The organism is Dictyobacter formicarum, from assembly GCF_016587435.1.
Window position 1 is genome coordinate 1 of record NZ_BNJJ01000024.1, and the last position, 16,854, is coordinate 16,854.

Genomic DNA, 16,854 nt, shown 5'->3' on the forward strand with positions numbered 1-16,854 from the left:
ATGTGTTTGCCATAGCGATGCAAAGGAATGGATATCGAGTTGACTTGTGCGCCTGACTCTGAGAAGCGCTGTGCCGCCAGTGTAACCATTTCATCAACATCTTTTTCGTAAAGCTCCGGCCAGCCAAATCCTTCATTCACAACACCTATGAGTATCCCATGCGTATCAGAATGAAGCGCGCTGGTATAACGTTCCGGCTTGATGCCGCATTGACGTGGATCCAGACCATCCTCGCCCGCGATGACTTCGAGTAGTAGCGCCATATCAGCGGTTGTAGCCGCTAGCGGCCCGATATGGTCTAATGTTAGTTCAACGGGAAATACGCCTGTATAAGGTATGAGTCCATAGGTGGGTTTGAGACCATAAACACCACACCAGCTACCAGGTATGGTGATTGAACCACCCTGATCTCCACCAATAGCCATGTCACACGCACCCGCGGCTACAAGCGCCGCGCTGCCACTGGAGGAGCCGCCAGCCGCATAGGCTGGATTATGAGGATTAAGCACTGGACCAGTGGCGGCACTGAAGCTGCTGCCACAAAAGCTCAGGTTTTCACAAACAGCCTTCCCTGCAATTTCGCCACCGGCGTCCAGTATACGTGTCACAATGGTTGCATCACATTCGGGGACGTAGCCTTCCAGCACAGTAGAGCCATTCATCATTGGTACGCCAGCCAGACAGATATTATCCTTGAGCACAATACGCTTCCCTTTCAGAGGACCATCTGCCGCCCCCTGGATCGAGCATTGCTGATACCAGGCATTGAGCGGATTCACCTGTGGAGAAGGACGTTGACTCTGGCGGGATTGTGAATAGTGTACAGGTAATGGAGGTTCCGTGAGTTGATCAATACAGTGATATGACGCAAAGGTGGCTTCCATCACCGCAAGGAAAGCTTCCATATCTGCATCATTCACATGCATGTTGTATACACGGGCGGTTGAGCGTAACTGTTCCAGTGTAGGTTTCATTGGCATATCGAAATCTCTTCTCCCGTATCACTAGAGCAATACATGACAATGAAAAATAACCCACAACCTACAGTAAAGAATAACCCACCACGACAGGAGAGATCATTATTATACCATGTCTGTCGATCAATCATATAAGCATTGTGAACTGTACATGAGTCTCCCTGTTTTAAAAATGTCTGCCAGAAGCTGATCAAAAAAATTAATCCCCTGATTACTCCATTAGTATGCTGCCTTTGACATCATTGCCGATTACACTCTTCTCTGAAACCAGATAATCCGTACTAAACAGTACTGTCAAGGAGGCGAGAAGTGTGATGGCCATGTATGAAATTTGCGTTAAAGGCCATCTCGATCAAAACTGGTCGGAGTGGTTTGATGGTATGACATTCACCTATAAAGAGGACAGGGATACGGTTATTACCGGGCCAGTGATTGATCAGGCGGCGCTGCACAGCTTACTTGTCAAGATCTACGACTTAAATTTAACGCTACTTTCGGTGACCTGCATTAAACCAGATCCAGTATTTGATAGAAAGGAGGAGAAGCTCCGATGAAGGTAGAAACATCGTCATTACCTGCTCCCCCGTCCTGCAATGATGACTCGCGTGTCATTAATATGTTACGCAGTGGTGATGAGGCTGTGTTTATGTCCCTGGTCAGTTTCTATACAAATACTATGGTGAACCGCGCCATGAATTACGTAACGGCACGCACCGTTGCCGAAGAGGTTGTTCAGGAGACATGGTTAGCAGTCTTTGAGGGTATCAATTGCTTTAAGGGGCACTCCTCACTGAAAACCTGGATTTTTCGTATTCTTACCAATATCGCCAAGACACGTGCCCGGCGTGAAAGGCGCAGTATCCCTTTCTCACAGTTGGTTGACTATGGGAGAGATAGCGTCGGACCAGTCGTTGATGCCGATTGCGGCCTTGAGACAGAGCAACTGGCGCCGCACCAATGGGCATCATTCTCAACAAACTGGGAGGGGATTCCTGAAACATGTCTGCTGTCCCGGGAGCGGTGCACTTGTATTGAGGACGCAATTAAAGCTCTGGTACCCAGTCAGCGGGTAATCATTATTTTGCGCGATATTGAAGGCTGTACTCCCGAAGAGACCTGTCATAAGCTCGGTATTTCTGAGGGTAATCAGCGCGTCCTGCTCCACCGTGCCCGCGCCAGGGTACGTCAGATGCTTGAACACTACTTCGCTGAACAGTGAAATACTCGCACCTTTATATCCCTTCAAGTGACCTGTAACGAAGCACACGGTTGTAAGACTGTATTAAGCACACAGAGAAAATGCATGCAAGTACTGCGCAGCTCATAAAGGAGGACAACCGATGAAAGCGTTAGCAGTTTACCCGGGTAAGCCAAATTCGATGCACCTTGAGGATGTGCCTATGCCAGATGTGCGCGATATCGCCGGTGGACGGGGTGTACTGGTAAAGGTATTGCGTGTCGGTGTTGATGGTACAGATAAAGAAATCAACGCCGCAGAGTATGGCAATGCACCTGAAGGGGAGGGATTCCTGATTACCGGTCATGAGAACTTTGGCCAGATTGTCGAGATCGGTCCTAACGTCCCGAGTACATTACGTCCGGGAACGTATGTGGTTGCAACTGTGAGAAGACCAGGGCATAGTATCTATGATGCCATCGGTTTACAGGATATGACCACCGATGATGTGTACTTTGAACGAGGCATTAATATGTGCCATGGTTACCTTACCGAGTATTATATTGAGGATGCCGCAAACATTGTGCCACTCCCTGCTACGCTACGTGAAGTTGGCGTCTTGTTAGAGCCACTTACCGTCGCTGAAAAAGGGATCAATCAAGCATACGAAATCCAAAGAAGGCTCAAGGTCTGGCAACCTCAACGCGCAGCGGTTATTGGTGCTGGCACGATTGGCTTGCTTGCAACGATGGCGATGCGGCTACGCGGCCTTGAGGTAATGTGTTACTCACGGCGCTTACCACCATACCATAATAGTGATCTGCTGATCGAACTGGGCGCTCACTATGTAAGCTCACAACAATCTTCCCTGATTGATGCGAGCGCAAAGTATGGACCGTTCGACATTATCTTTGAAGCATCAGGTTTTAGTCCACTGGCCTTTCAAGCTGCCGAGGCGCTTGGCAAGAATGGTGTGCTGGTCTTATCGAGCGTAACGGGTGGCGAGAAAAAAGTTGAAGTGAATGCTGATAAAATCAATCAAGGCTTTGTGCTGGGCAATAAAGTGATGGCTGGCACTGTCAATGCCTCGCGCGCAGATTTTGTCAGCGGGGTCAATGATCTGGTGAAAGCTGAAGCATTCTACCCTGGTTGGTTGAGCAAGTTGCTCACTACCCGCGTGCAAGGGCTGGATAACTACTCTGAGATGTTGCGCCATCTCACTGAAGATAAGGAAGCGATCAAAGTCTATCTTGAGATTGCGCAGGCATAAAATGAGGAGACACATCATGACTAATTTGCCGATTGCCGATTATGCGCTACTATCGGATTGCCGGTCAGCCGCGCTGGTAAGTCGTGGCGGTTCTATTGATTGGCTCTGCTTTCCACGTTTCGACGGCCCCTCAGTCTTTGCGCGTTTGCTTGATGAGCAGGCTGGTCACTGGTCAATCTCACCCACCAACACGCATGAGGTGAGCCGTCGTTACATTGCAGAGACAATGGCACTTGAGACAACCTTTCACACTCCAACTGGGAGTGTTGTGCTTGTGGATGCTATGGCCATGGGACGTAATGAGCGCGGACATGACCTGGGCATTGACTCGCCTGGCATTGTGCTGCGTTCTGTGTCATGCCAGAGTGGCACTGTTGAGATCGATTTTGAGTATGCTCCCCGCTTTGAATATGGCCTTATTTATCCTCTGCTGAAGCCTATCCCGGAAGGGATCGTTGCCCGTGGTGGCGCGGATATTCTGGCCTTATCCTCTACCGTTGATTTGGCGATCGAGGGCTCACGTGCTTATGCACGCTTCACGCTCCACGCTGGCGAACAGGTAAACTTTGCCGTGCAGCATCGAGCAAGCTGGGAAACAATTTCTCGGATGTATACACAGCGAGAGATTGCTGAATACTTACAAGACACTATTACGGGCTGGCGTACCTGGTCAGCCTTGCATCAAATGTATGAAGGACCCTGGCGTGACCTGGTTCATCACAGCGGTCGTGTCTTGCAAGCACTTATGTTTCGTCCTACAGGCGCTATTGTTGCAGCGCCGACCACATCCTTGCCCGAATCCGTGGGTGGAGAGCGCAACTGGGATTATCGCTTTACCTGGATTCGTGATGCCTGTTTGACATTGGATGCGTTGTGGGTCGCGGCCTGCCCCGACGAAGCGCATTGGTTCTTTTCCTGGATGGCTGGGGCGGTCGCAACTCAGATTAAACGTGGTGCTGATTTGCAGATTATGTTTGGCGTTGGTGGTGAGCACGATTTGAGTGAACGCACACTGAAGCAACTGGTTGGCTGGCGTAATAGTTATCCTGTACGTGTCGGCAATGGGGCCTGGGAGCAGCGTCAAATCGATGTCTACGGTGAACTTCTCAGCGCTGTACGCCGTCTGCGTGATCAGCTTGGTGGACTTGACGATGCGACACGTAGTTTCCTGGTTGAGGTCGCTAATGCGGCCGCCGCTCGCTGGCAGGAACGCGATCAGGGGATCTGGGAGGTGCGGGGGAGCCGCGTGATTTCCTTTATTCAAAGCTTATGTGTTGGGTAGCACTCGATCGTGCGATTGATCTCGCTCCTATCTTAAATGCCCATGAGCGTATTGCGGCCTGGACAGCTACACGTGAGCAGATCCGGGATGCCATTCTCAAGCAGGGTTGGAGTGAGCGTGCACAGGCTTTTGCGCAGGCTTTTGGCACTGATGAGCTGGATGCCTCTACGTTGATGATGCCCGTTGTTGGTTTCTTACCTGCTACCGATCCTCGTATGCGTTCCACCATTGACGCCATTGCTGAACGTCTTACCGACGAGCATGGCCTGGTATACCGCTATCGCTCAACCGATGGTCTGGCGGGAGAAGAAGGTACCTTCTTGCTCTGCACATTCTGGCTGGCTCAGGCGCAAGCACTGGCGGGAGAGGTTAAACAGGCCAGAGAAACTTTTGAACATGCGATTGTCTATGCGAATGATGTCGGATTGCTCTCTGAAGAGGTTGATCCGATGAGCAACGAGTTACTAGGTAATTTTCCTCAAGCATTCAGCCATATCGGTCTTGTGAATGCGGCCTGGGCGATTTCGCAGGCAGAAGCCAGTACCCCGGTACTTAGCTTTTAGCAGCAACCTCTGGCATAGCAAAGCTAAAGAAAGGAGCGAGAGTGCAATGCGTAGGCATAGCTGGTGGAAACGTCTCCATTGGCCTGAATATGGGGCTGAGTTCCTTGGAACCGCGTTTCTCGTCTTCGCGGGTATCAGTGCGGTCATCTTTGATTTTGATCCGAGCTTACCACCCGTGCATATTCTTGCCAATACGAGCCTGCGTATGCTTCTCACGGGCCTCCTATTCGCTGGTAGCGGTACGCTGGTTGCACTCTCCCCGATTGGTATGCTCAGTGGTGGACATATCAATCCAGCTGTCACACTTGCCTTCTGGATACAAGGCAAAATGCACCATTCTGACCTGGCGGGCTACCTGCTGGGTCAGTTCCTGGGTGCAATCCTTGGAAGTATGCTCCTCGTTCTGGTTTGGGGTAAACACGCCTCCACCATCAGTTACGGTCGAACAGTGCCCGGACCAGACTATCCACTCGCCTTCGTCTTTTTTGCTGAGGTTGGTCTGACCATGTTACTTGTGCTCGCCATCTTTGTATTCGTCAGTCATCATCATCTCATGCGTTGGACACCCTTCATGGTTTGGATTTTGGTGGCCGTCATGGTCTGGCAAGAAGCTCCCATTTCTGGTACCAGTCTCAATCCCGCACGTAGTTTTGGGCCTGCGCTTATCTCCTGGTTCTGGCAAGATCAATGGCTATATTTCATTGCCCCTCTACTAGGAGCCCTCCTGGCAGTCGGGATCTTTCGTCTGCTGACTCGTGGTGAACGCGACGTGCTAACCGGTAAGTTGTTTCACGTTCCCCATTATCGCAGTGTCTTCAAAAACGTCAGTGCCCCCTGCAAATCTGCTGATGAGAAACCATATTTAAACATCTAGCGCCTTCCTTCAATTGGTAGCATATTCGCTCAAGCGAAAACATTGCGTTTAGATGTTTTTGCAAGCATCCGGTCGCTCATGGCTGGCCTGTTCAAGCAAGGCGCGTACCTCTTCGTCGCTGGTTTGCTCAAAGTGTTCATACCAGCTACCAACAGAGTAGAGCATATCCTTCTTCAAAGGACAGATGACCTCATTTCCCTGGGCCGTAAGTTCATCACAGGTTGTAGTAGCAGCAACAGGGACTGCAATAATCGGATGGAAAGCTTGCAATTGTTTTACTACGGTTACGGCGGCACGCATGCTCGCTCCCGTTGCTATCCCATCATCCACCAGCACAACGGTACGACCGCGAACGTCATAGGCCGGGCGATTGCCTCGATAGAGCCATTCTCGTCGCTCCAATTCATGCTGTTCGCGTGCCGTAACCTTATCAATTACGACCTCGGGGATCTTTAAAGTGCCGACAACGTCTTTATTGAGTATGCGCACACCACCGGAAGCTATCGCTCCCATCGCCAGTTCTTCTTGCCCTGGCACACCAAGCTTACGGACAATCATAACATCCAGGGGAGCGTGAAGCTGGCAGGCAACCTCAAAGGCAACAGGAACGCCACCTCGAGGCAATGCCAGCACCAACACATCTGGACGATCTCGATATGCTGTCAATTGCGCTGCCAATTGTTGGCCTGCTTCTGTCCGATCACGAAATTGCTTCATCATGATGATTCCTCTTTCGTTCTTCACGATTCAGCTGTGTCCGATCTTTTCTCCCTATTATTGCACAAAACCAGACCAGGATAATGGCCGCGCTTATAATGGGTCGACTTGCCCGTAAATCGGCTCACTACTAGCTGTTGCTTCCAGCAAGTGTTGCAGTTTAGTTCGTGTTACCGCGTCCGGCGTGTAGATCATGAGCCTGACATCAGGATTGCTGAGCACCTGTAAGGTGAAATGCTCGAACTCTAGATATCCTAACGTCGGGTGCTCGATGATTTTGTGGCCATCCAATACACTCCGATGGAGCGCAAAACACAATTTATTCAGTGGTGCAAAAAGTGCGCACTGCGCACTTTTTGCACCACTGAATAAAAAATGTGCGGCCGCGCATGCGGCCGCCCACAAGAGAGTGATTGATTCCCATCATGATGGGAATCAATCACTCTCTTGCAGCCCTCTTACTGTATAATAATCAATTAAACCGTGATACTATTTAAAGATAATAATGTTCTAAGGATGGATAAATGGCAGAAAAGCAGCTCCCTTTTACACAGCAGCAAATTGAGAAAATTATTGAAATGTATCCAACACCATTTCATATTTACGATGAAAAGGGTATTCGCCAGTCGGTTCGTAATCTGCGTCAGGCCTTCGATTGGGCTGATGGCTTTATCAATTTTTTTGCCGTGAAGGCGCTCCCTAATCCCTATATTCTGCAAATAATCAAAGAGGAAGGCTTCGGTGCAGACTGTAGCTCTTTGCCAGAATTGATGCTGGCTGAAAGCGTCGGCCTGACTGGTGAAGATATCATGTTTACCTCGAATGAAACTCCTGCTAGCGAATATCGCAAGGCCAGCGAGGCGGGCGCCATTATTAACCTGGATGATATCAGCCATATTGATTATTTAGAGAAGTATGTTGGCATTCCAGATTTGATCAGTTTCCGCTATAATCCTGGGCCGCAACGGGATGGTAATGCCATCATTGGTAATCCGAAGGATGCTAAATATGGGCTGACATATGACCAGCTTTTTCAGGCCTACGCGCTGATGAAACAGAAAGGCGTGAAGCGCTTTGGACTCCACTCCATGATTGCTTCTAATGAGCTCAACCCACAGTATTTTGTTGATACCGCCAGCATGCTTTTCGACCTGATCGTTGAGCTTTCCCGACAGGTAGGCATTACGTTTTCGTTTGCCAACCTTGGCGGCGGTATTGGTATTTCTTACAGACCCGACCAGGAGGCATTCGATTTATCCACATTTTCTCGTGAGGTAAAAGCGCTCTATAAGAGTAAAATTGTCAAGAATGGCCTGCACCCTTTAAAGATCGTCATGGAGTGTGGTAGGCTTATCACTGGTCCTCATGGTTACCTGGTCGCGACTGTGCTGCATAAAAAAGAGACCTATAAAGATTATGTCGGACTCGATGCCTGCATGACCAACCTGATGCGGCCAGCTTTGTATGGTGCGTATCACCACATTACCGTTTTAGGGCAAGAGGAGCAGCCAGCATCACACACATATGATGTGGTTGGGTCGTTATGCGAGAACTTTGATAAGTTCGCCATCGATCGAAATTTACCACAGATCAACATTGGTGATACTGTCATTATTCATGACACTGGGGCCCATGGACATGCGATGGGCTTTAATTATAATGGTAAATTGCGCTCGGCTGAACTATTGTTGAGAGAAAACGGCGATATCCAGTTAATCAGGCGAGCAGAAACAGTAGCGGATTATTTTAGCACCCTGGATTTTGCTGGCCTGTCGCCATCTATGACGAAAACTGAAGAGATTTCAAAATTGTAATCAGAGAGGGACTTCTTATGAATGTTGAAGGAGAAGCCAGATAACCCCGGCTTCTCCTTCACTATAGCTCATCGATCAGGGCTGGCTATAGACGTGGACGTAATCAAAGTTGGCGGGAATAGTATTGACAGGTCCAGACGAAAAGGCGAACAGACCAATCTTGATGGGATATGCTGCTGAGACAGCACTGAGATCCCATGAGTTTCCTCTAACCCAGTGAACACCATCCAGACTGCTATAGGGCGTGTAGACATTGCCATTGCGATAGACGCGCAGCCAGGTGGTTACCGTTGGCTTCGTGGCCGTACTGCCGTTCATGGTTGGCTGAGGATTTGAGAGGTAATCCCAACTCTCACCTTCCAATGGACACTGCTGGGCAGTATAGGTTTTGATGGCAATGTTGCTGCCTGGAGCTGGCTGTACGTCGCAGGTCGTTCGATCACCTGGGACAGGCTCCAGCGTTTCATGGCCGGCAATAACCTTATTCAACGATTCATGATGCGTGACGCCCACTTTAATGTAGTGGTCATCATCGCTATAGACGAGCAAACCCGCTTGCTGATAGTTCGTGTTTGGATCAAATGTCATTTTGGTTTCAAACATATAGTTACCAGCGGGCGCATTCTCTAGCAGCAGATTGGTGGCGCTATTCGAGTTGCGATAGAGATCACCATTGATGGTAATCGAGAGTTGCCCGTTTGCCAGCGAATGCCGCGTGGGATCTTCATGCACCCATGACCACTGCGATCCCAATGTGCTGTTGAACTCATCAGAGTACTGTGAGAGCATAGAACCTGCAGATGGCGCTGGCTGTGGCGGTGCCACGTGACGGCTTAATGATGCGCTGGCCATATTGTCGAAGTCGGCCGTTGCATTCTCGGTGATAAAACCAACCTTGCCATCGTTCAGATGGAAGGAGGCGGGAAATGCTCGCTCCTGTACCGCGATCGGGTCGCGCTGCGAGTCAGAGAGAGTAAAGCGGAAGTTCGCCTGACCCGGCTGGCTGGTAACGTCATCAACGGCCAGGTGATGCCAGTCAGAGGGATCAAAGTTGGCCGGTAGCGGCGTGGCTTGCTCGCTCTGGATGGGGTGCCCATCTTGATAGGGAACGGTTACCAGTGTTTTGTTGACAGGATCAATGAAGGCGGCAATAAATGCGCCTTGATTGTCGCTCTGGTTATAAGCAACAAATCCACCATAGCGTCCGGCTGCTCCCGCTTTTTGCAGGCGCAGATCGAACTCTGTACGATCTCCCAGAGGGACTGTTTTCTGGCTGACGAGCAGAGCCTGGCCATCCGGTCCTGTTTGCGCGACATAGCCGCCAGAGGTGGCATCTCCAGTGGTGCTTTGCCAGTTTCCACTCAACGCATTCCAGTTCGTACTCAGATCACTATTGCTTGCCCCATTGAAGTTATCGCCAAAGGTTGGTGTGGTAACCGGAGCAATGTTGGTGAGCGATGGGCCTTTGCCATCATTGACGATCGGCCAGCCGTCTGCTGTCCAGTCTATGCGATCCATCAATAGCTGGCGGTAAGTGATGCCTGAGCCATTGACCCAGCCATTATTCGCATCAACGCCGTGATAGATGATCCAATCCTGGCCAGCGAGGTCAGTAATGATGGCATTATGTCCTATACCTCGCCACTTATTGCCGTTCTGCTTAAGCGTGGGATAACCACCACCCTGCGCTCCACTATTGACGCCCGCTGGATCGGTAGAAGGGCGCTGTGTCGGTACAGGCTGCCCGCTGGGCGTCTCCATAGGATAGCCGTTCTGATCGACAAACGGTCCCAATGGTGAGGTAGCACGGCTAACTTCGACGCTATAAGCAGTCTCAGGACCAACGCAGCAATTAGCCGCGGAAGAGAAGTTGTAGTAATACGCCTTGCCATTGACATCGTGACGGATGATATACGTGCCCTCATAGTGATCCCAGTGTCCGACCTGATATACAGAACCAGTAACCTGCAAACCATCGGATGCTAATTTCTGAACCACCGTACCACCAAAGAAGCTACCGTAATACATATAGCGCTGGCCGTCGTGGTCGGTAAAGACCGCGGGATCAATGGTCCAGTAATAGCAATTTGGATCGGTATTGAAGACGCAGGAACGTGGTGGAACAATTGGTCCATGCTGGAAGCTACCGCCAGCTGAAGGACCCGCATCCTGCCACGGACCAGCCGGATTATCAGCTACCGCCACACCGATCGAACTGGGGCCCGCCCCTGTGCCATATTTCGGCAGAGCTTTGGTGTTCGAAACCGTATAGTACATATAATATTTGTGGTTGAAGTACTGGATATCGGGTGCCCAGAGGCCAGCGGTGGGATCCACCCAATCAGGCCGACTCGAGAAGGCATCGCCCACAAATTGCCAGTGTACCAGATCTGTCGAGCGATGAATGGGAAGAATATGGAATGAACCATCCTGCCAGCGATCCGAGGTGGCAATGACATAGTAATATCCATCCAGTCCTTTGGTTATGGCTGGATCAGGGGAAGTCTGAGCAATAATTGGATTGCTATAGGTCTGACTGACCTGAATGCTTGCTGGCGCTGACGCGGTATGCGTTACAGCTTTGGCTTGTGCCGCGCTGGCAGAAAGCGCAAATAATAACAGCACAACCAGCGGAATAGCACTATAGCCATGAGACGGTTTCAATAGCGCAGACCTCGCTATTGTGAATAGCCGTGGCATATGCAGCTCCTTTGCCTGAAAATGCAGAATCCTTGCGAATGTATAAATACCTCTTTTTGATATTTACAACGATGTAAATCAAATGTAACATGCGAAATTCTCTTTTGTCAATGTATATAAGGCATCAAGACAAGTTTCCTACCCATACCGTATCTCACAGGCCGGAGTGGATCATGCGCTACGCTTCTTTGAGCTAGATCATGGCTTCACACCTGATGATCTAAAATGGTGCTGTGGAAGATAAAAAGTGCCCTCGTAAACAGGGACGGCGCTTCCACCCACTTCTACCGATAGGGCCGCTCCTGGTTGAGCCTGGAGATGGATATGTAGAAAACTTGGGCGCTCCATTTTCGTTCCTTGTTCTATTACCAGTGTGGTCTCGTTCTGAAACGGTACCAGCCCATGTTCAACCAGGTAAGCACCTAGTGGTCCGGCCGCACTTCCTGTAGCGGCATCTTCGACGATACTGCCTTGATAGGGCTTTAGCATGCGCGCAAAAACAGACAGCTGTTCCTGTCCCTCGGCCTGCTCCTCAAGCGCAAAGACATAAAGCTTGAGCGGCGCTATTCCTTGAAAACATTGCCCTAACTTCACCATGTTAATCACTACCTGGTCGACAAGGGACTTGTTCTTTACGGGCACATAGATAAATGGATTACCAGCTGAGGCTAATTGGATTGGTGCCCGCTCAAGCAGGTCGGTGGCCCGCAGCCCTAATGCCTCTACGATAGCCTCCCGATTTTCAAATGGCGGTTGAAAGGTTACAGGGGGAAGTGTTATCCAGAGAAATTGTGGGTGAGTCGGCTCCCCAGAGAGTCGGACGGCGACCGGACCAACCCCTTCTTCCAGGATGATATGCTGAGTATCTGTTAAAATAGACTGATTGGTGGCGAGCACAAAAGCTGTGCCGATCGTTGGGTGACCAGCAAAGGGTACCTCGCCCGCTGGCGTAAAAATCCTGATCCGAGCATGGGTACCGGCCTGCGAGGCTGGAAAAACAAAGGTGGTTTCAGAGTAATTCAGCTCTCTGGTGATCGCAAGCATATCCTGCTCGGTCAGGCCAGTTCCATCCAGAAACACCGCTAGCTGGTTTCCATTGAAAAGCTGGTTGGTAAAAACATCAACAACACGAAAGTGGTATGGACGACGATCTTTATCTGACATATATCTTCTCTCACTTATAAATAAATTAATGGATTAATTGTACAAGATTGCTGGCTTGAATATCCAGAAAGGAAGATCCGTCCATGTTTATTTTTCACAAGAAGCGGGCTTTGGATGGATTTTGAGCAGCTATTCAATTATTCCATCGCAAAGCTTGACTTTCAGATAAACATGAGTTATTATTCGCCTATCTTACTTTTGGAGGTATCGTTCATCATGCATTCATTCACAGCTAAGGCGTTGCTAAACTAAGTGAGCTGTGTCCACAACTAAACACGGTCGTTTTTGGGCGGGTCATCACTATGATTTCGCTTCTATAAGTGCGACCATACTCTTTCTTAGATAGGCTACAGATCTGTTCTACTCTTTTCTGTAGACTTCATTTTCGCTTTTCACTACCAGCCCACTTAGCCTCGTGGGGCTCTTTTTGCATGCCTGCTCATTGCAGGTAGCAGCACATTGCCTTCCTTTTAGCATCACCGCTCTCCACTAACATAGCCATACCTTATTGTTGGCTACCCTCTGTTCGTATCGAGCACGGAATATCCTGCATGCGCATGCCGTGTGCACCTATGTTCGAAAAATGCATTTACAATGCTCCTGAGCAAAAGGAAGAAAATAGATTAACAGATTCATGCACATTCAGCTAAAACACTATCATAATGCCTTTTTTCCTGTTCAGTTAGCTGCCGTTCGCGGCGAGATGAGGAGTTTTTCATGCGCTCTTTTCAGTCATTGAACCGCTACCGGCGGCTGTTGACCCGCTATCTACGGCCTCAGTGGCCGTGGATGATGCTGCTAGCTGTGATCCTGTGCGGTACCATCTCCGTGCAGGTGGCTACACCACTGGTGGCCAGCCACTTCATCGATCAAGCCACCTCTGGCGGAGATCTAAACAATTTGATCGTCCTGGCGCTGTTGACCATGGGCCTGGCTCTGGCGGGACAGGGGCTGGCTGTTGCCGAAACCTACGTGGCTGAGAATGTGAGCTGGACGGCCACCAACGCGCTGCGCGCCGACCTTATAGAGCATCTGCTACGGTTGGATGCCACGTTCCACACGGCCCACACGCCGGGCGAGCTGATTGAGCGGGTGGATGGTGACGTTGCTACCCTGGCTCGCTTCTTCTCGCGCTTTGTAGTCTATGTGCTCGGCAACGCCGCCCTGCTGGTGGGTATACTCGGTCTGCTCTATCACGTGGACTGGCGCGTGGGCCTGGGGATGAGTGCTTTCGTCGTGCTGGCCCTGGTAGCCATGCTGCGCATTCGCGCCGTTGCCACACCCTCCTGGACTGCCGAGCGCCAGGCCAGCGCCGATTTCTATGGCTTCCTGGGCGAGTATCTGGCTGGACTACAGGATATCCGGTCTAGCGGAGCGGGCGCGTTTGTGCTGCGTCGTTGCGCCGAACTGATGCGGTCATGGCTGGCCATGACGCGCAAGGCGCAGATGTGGGGCTATAGTCTGGGCGCTACCAGTCTGGGACTGTTTGCGTTCGGTACAGCGGCCGCTTTTGCCTTGAGTGCCATGCTGTTCAGGTCCGGCACGCTGACCATTGGTATGGTCTATCTGATCTTTCAGTGTACCGAGATGCTGCGCCAGCCAACCGAGCAGATCCGTAATGAAGTACAGGACTTGCAGCAGGCGGACGCCAGCATGGCCCGTGTCGAGGCGCTCCTGAGTACAGTGCCGCGTGTGGTCGCCGGGACCGGTGCCGCGCTACCGCCGGGGCCACTGGCGGTGGAGATGGACGACGTTTCATTTGGCTATGCGGAAGACGCCCTGGTTCTGCGCGATGTCAGCGTGTCGCTTGCGCCGGGCCGTGTGCTGGGCGTAGTGGGACATACAGGCAGCGGTAAGACAACGTTGACAAGGCTCCTCTTGCGCTTTTACGATCCATCAGCCGGAGTCGTACGTCTGGGAGGCGTGGATCTGAGAGAGGTTCACCTTGCGGCGCTGCGTGCGCGCATCGGCCTGGTCACCCAGGAGGTGCACCTTTTCCATGCCAGCGTGCGCGACAACCTGACCATCTTCGACGACAACGTGCCAGATGAGCAGATTAGCGCTGTGCTGGATACTCTGGGTCTGACCAGCTGGCTACGGGAACTGCCAGCTGGACTGGACACACAGCTCTTGTCCGGCGGTGCCGGTCTCTCCGATGGACAGGCACAGGTGCTGGCCTGCGCGCGCATCTTGCTGCGCGATCCCGACCTGGTGATCCTGGATGAGGCATCGTCGCGCCTGGACCCGGCCACGGATCGGCTGGTGCATACAGCACTTGGTCGGCTTCTTGAAGGCCGTACCGGCATCATCATAGCCCATCGGCTCGACACTATCGCATACGCTGATGACATCCTGGTCCTGGAGGACGGTCAGGTGCGCGAGCATGGACCACGTCTTGCCCTGGCTGCTGATCCCACCTCGCGCTTTGCCGGGTTGCTGCGGATCGCTACTGAGGAGGTTACCATATGAAAAAGGTCCCAACATGGCGTTACCTGCTGGAAATGGTGCGCTACAAACTCTGGCTCTATCTGCTCCACGGGCTGTTGTGGGGCACGTTCAACCTGTCAGTGCTCGTGGCAGGGCTACTTGCTCGCGCCTTCTTCGATACGCTCACCGGCCGGGCACACCTGCCCGGAGGCACAACAGGGGTGATCACGCTGCTGGTGGTGCTCACAGTGTGCCGTGTGGCCTTGTGGCTCACTGCTGGCTCTGTCGAAATTCTCATGCGCTTCACGATGAGCAATCTGCTGCGCCGCAACCTGCTGCGCCGCGTCCTGGATCGTCCTGGCGCCTATGCTCTGCCCTACTCTATAGGTGAGGCCATCAGCCGCTTTCGCGACGATGCCTACCAGGCTGAGGACAGCGTGGATTGGAGCGACGAGATTGTGGGCCAGGGCCTGTTTGCCCTGGTGGCATTTCTGGTCCTTCTGCAGATTGACGCACGCATGACCCTGATCGCCATCCTGCCACTCGTGGTTGTAGCAGTAGTAGCGCGGCGGGCGAGCACGGCGCTGGGCCGCTACCGCGCGGCCAGCAGCCAGGCCACCAGCCAGGTTACCGGAGCCATCGGTGATATCCTGGCGGCCGTGCAGACAGTACAGGCCACCGGCGCTGAAGAGCGAACTGTGGCACGCTTCCGACGGCTGAACGAGCAGCGCCGCACAGCTATGCTGGCTGATCGCCTGGCGACGCAAGCTCTGGACGCCATCACGGATAACACAGCGAGCATAGGCACGGGCCTGATCATGTTGCTGGCCGCCGGCAGCATGCGCGGTGGTAGCATGACGGTGGGCGACTTCGCCTTGTTTGTCTCATACCTGGGCTTCATCGCCGACTTTACCTCCGGAATTGGCCGGTTCCTGGCCCACTACCGGCAGACCGGGGTCGCCTTCGAGCGCATGAACACCTTATTAGGTAATGCTCCGCCAACTGCGCTGGTGGAGCATGCTCCCATGCATCTGCGCGGCCCTTTGCCCGACGTGCCACCACCGGCGCGCAGCGAAACCGATCGGTTGGACCTCGTGGAGGCGCGGGGGCTGACCTATCGCCACCCGCAGTCGGGGCGCGGCATCGCCGCGGTAGACCTGTGCCTGCCACGCGGCACCCTCACGGTGGTGACGGGGCGCGTCGGCTCAGGCAAGACAACGCTTCTGCAGGCCCTCCTGGGCTTGCTGCCCATAGAGAAAGGGGAAATCCGGTGGAACGGCCACGTTGTGGATGACGCGGCTTCCTTCTTTGTGCCGCCCCACGCGGCGTACACGGCACAGGTGCCGCGCCTGTTCAGCGAGACGCTCAAGCAGAATATCCTTCTGGGGCTACCAGACGACCCTGCGGCCCTGGCCACCGCTTTGCGAGGTGCCGTCCTGGAACACGACCTGCAAGCACTGGAAGCAGGATTGGAAACGCCAGTAGGTACTCGCGGCGTCAAGCTCTCAGGTGGACAGGTGCAGCGAACGGCTGCGGCACGCATGCTGGTGCGAGGCGCGGGGTTACTGGTGATCGATGACCTGTCCAGCGCATTGGACGTCGAGACCGAACGTGCCCTCTGGGAACGCATCTTTGAACGTGAAGATGCCACCTGCCTTGTTGTCACGCACCGGCGTGCCGCCATGCAGCGTGCCGACCACATCATCGTCCTTAAAGACGGTAAGGTCGACGCCGAAAGCACGCTGGACAAGCTGCTAGCAACCAGCGAAGAGATGCGAAAGCTGTGGCAGGGCGATTACGACGATCCCGACAGAGAAAATGCATCGTTGTAATGCATAACGTAAGTACTTCAGATAGGAATGAGCTTTCATCCTACCTGGAGCACTTAT

At 52.3% G+C, this 16,854-nt stretch carries 13 protein-coding genes; 9 read left to right on the top strand and 4 right to left on the bottom strand.

Features of this window, described 5'->3' with window-relative positions; translation table 11 throughout:
- The coding region (locus tag JMI88_RS31265; protein WP_268906040.1) for an amidase family protein at positions 1 to 980 on the bottom strand (980 nt) is incomplete at its 3' end.
- A 311-nt stretch (positions 981 to 1,291) separates the two neighbouring features.
- Here JMI88_RS31265 and JMI88_RS31270 point away from each other — a divergent pair.
- From JMI88_RS31270 to JMI88_RS31295, 6 genes are all read left to right on the top strand, one after another.
- Positions 1,292 to 1,531, top strand: a complete 240-nt coding sequence (locus tag JMI88_RS31270; RefSeq protein WP_201365972.1) for a DUF8691 family protein — start codon at positions 1,292 to 1,294, stop codon at positions 1,529 to 1,531.
- Positions 1,528 to 2,196, top strand: a complete 669-nt coding sequence (locus JMI88_RS31275) for an RNA polymerase sigma factor (RefSeq protein WP_201365973.1) — start codon at positions 1,528 to 1,530, stop codon at positions 2,194 to 2,196. The genes JMI88_RS31270 and JMI88_RS31275 overlap by 4 nt, the downstream gene beginning before the upstream one ends.
- Before the next feature lie 121 nt (positions 2,197 to 2,317).
- Positions 2,318 to 3,424, top strand: a complete 1,107-nt coding sequence (locus JMI88_RS31280; protein ID WP_201365974.1) for a glucose 1-dehydrogenase — start codon at positions 2,318 to 2,320, stop codon at positions 3,422 to 3,424.
- 16 nt (positions 3,425 to 3,440) lie between these two features.
- Positions 3,441 to 4,706, top strand: coding sequence for a glycoside hydrolase family 15 protein (locus JMI88_RS31285; protein WP_201365975.1), 1,266 nt, complete (start codon positions 3,441 to 3,443; stop codon positions 4,704 to 4,706).
- Entirely contained in the window at positions 4,694 to 5,269 is a 576-nt protein-coding gene (locus tag JMI88_RS40935) for a glycoside hydrolase family 15 protein (protein ID WP_201365976.1), read from the top strand. The genes JMI88_RS31285 and JMI88_RS40935 overlap by 13 nt, the downstream gene beginning before the upstream one ends.
- A 46-nt stretch (positions 5,270 to 5,315) precedes the next feature.
- A complete protein-coding gene (locus tag JMI88_RS31295) occupies positions 5,316 to 6,143 on the top strand; it encodes an MIP/aquaporin family protein (protein ID WP_201365977.1) in 828 nt (275 codons plus the stop codon).
- A gap of 48 nt (positions 6,144 to 6,191) precedes the next feature.
- Here the strand turns inward: JMI88_RS31295 and JMI88_RS31300 are convergent, their stop codons facing one another.
- Positions 6,192 to 6,863: a phosphoribosyltransferase gene (locus tag JMI88_RS31300; RefSeq protein ID WP_201365978.1), complete on the bottom strand. Its 672-nt coding sequence runs from the start codon at positions 6,861 to 6,863 to the stop codon at positions 6,192 to 6,194.
- A 521-nt stretch (positions 6,864 to 7,384) separates the two neighbouring features.
- On the opposite strand from JMI88_RS31300, the gene lysA reads away from it, so the two are divergent.
- On the top strand, positions 7,385 to 8,674 hold the full coding sequence (lysA, locus tag JMI88_RS31305) for a diaminopimelate decarboxylase (protein ID WP_201365979.1): 1,290 nt from the start codon (positions 7,385 to 7,387) through the stop codon (positions 8,672 to 8,674).
- A gap of 75 nt (positions 8,675 to 8,749) precedes the next feature.
- On the opposite strand, the gene JMI88_RS31310 is transcribed toward lysA, so the two are convergent.
- Positions 8,750 to 11,374 (bottom strand): family 43 glycosylhydrolase, encoded by a 2,625-nt coding sequence (locus tag JMI88_RS31310; protein ID WP_201365980.1) that lies wholly within the window; start codon positions 11,372 to 11,374, stop codon positions 8,750 to 8,752.
- A 198-nt stretch (positions 11,375 to 11,572) separates the two neighbouring features.
- A complete protein-coding gene (locus JMI88_RS31315; protein WP_201365981.1) occupies positions 11,573 to 12,538 on the bottom strand; it encodes a PhzF family phenazine biosynthesis protein in 966 nt (321 codons plus the stop codon).
- Between the two features lie 717 nt (positions 12,539 to 13,255).
- Here JMI88_RS31315 and JMI88_RS31320 point away from each other — a divergent pair.
- Positions 13,256 to 15,007, top strand: a complete 1,752-nt coding sequence (locus JMI88_RS31320) for an ABC transporter ATP-binding protein (RefSeq protein ID WP_201365982.1) — start codon at positions 13,256 to 13,258, stop codon at positions 15,005 to 15,007.
- Positions 15,004 to 16,797, top strand: coding sequence for an ATP-binding cassette domain-containing protein (locus JMI88_RS31325; RefSeq protein WP_201365983.1), 1,794 nt, complete (start codon positions 15,004 to 15,006; stop codon positions 16,795 to 16,797). Before JMI88_RS31320 ends, JMI88_RS31325 begins: the two co-directional genes overlap by 4 nt.
- The last annotated feature ends 57 nt before the right edge of the window (positions 16,798 to 16,854 follow it).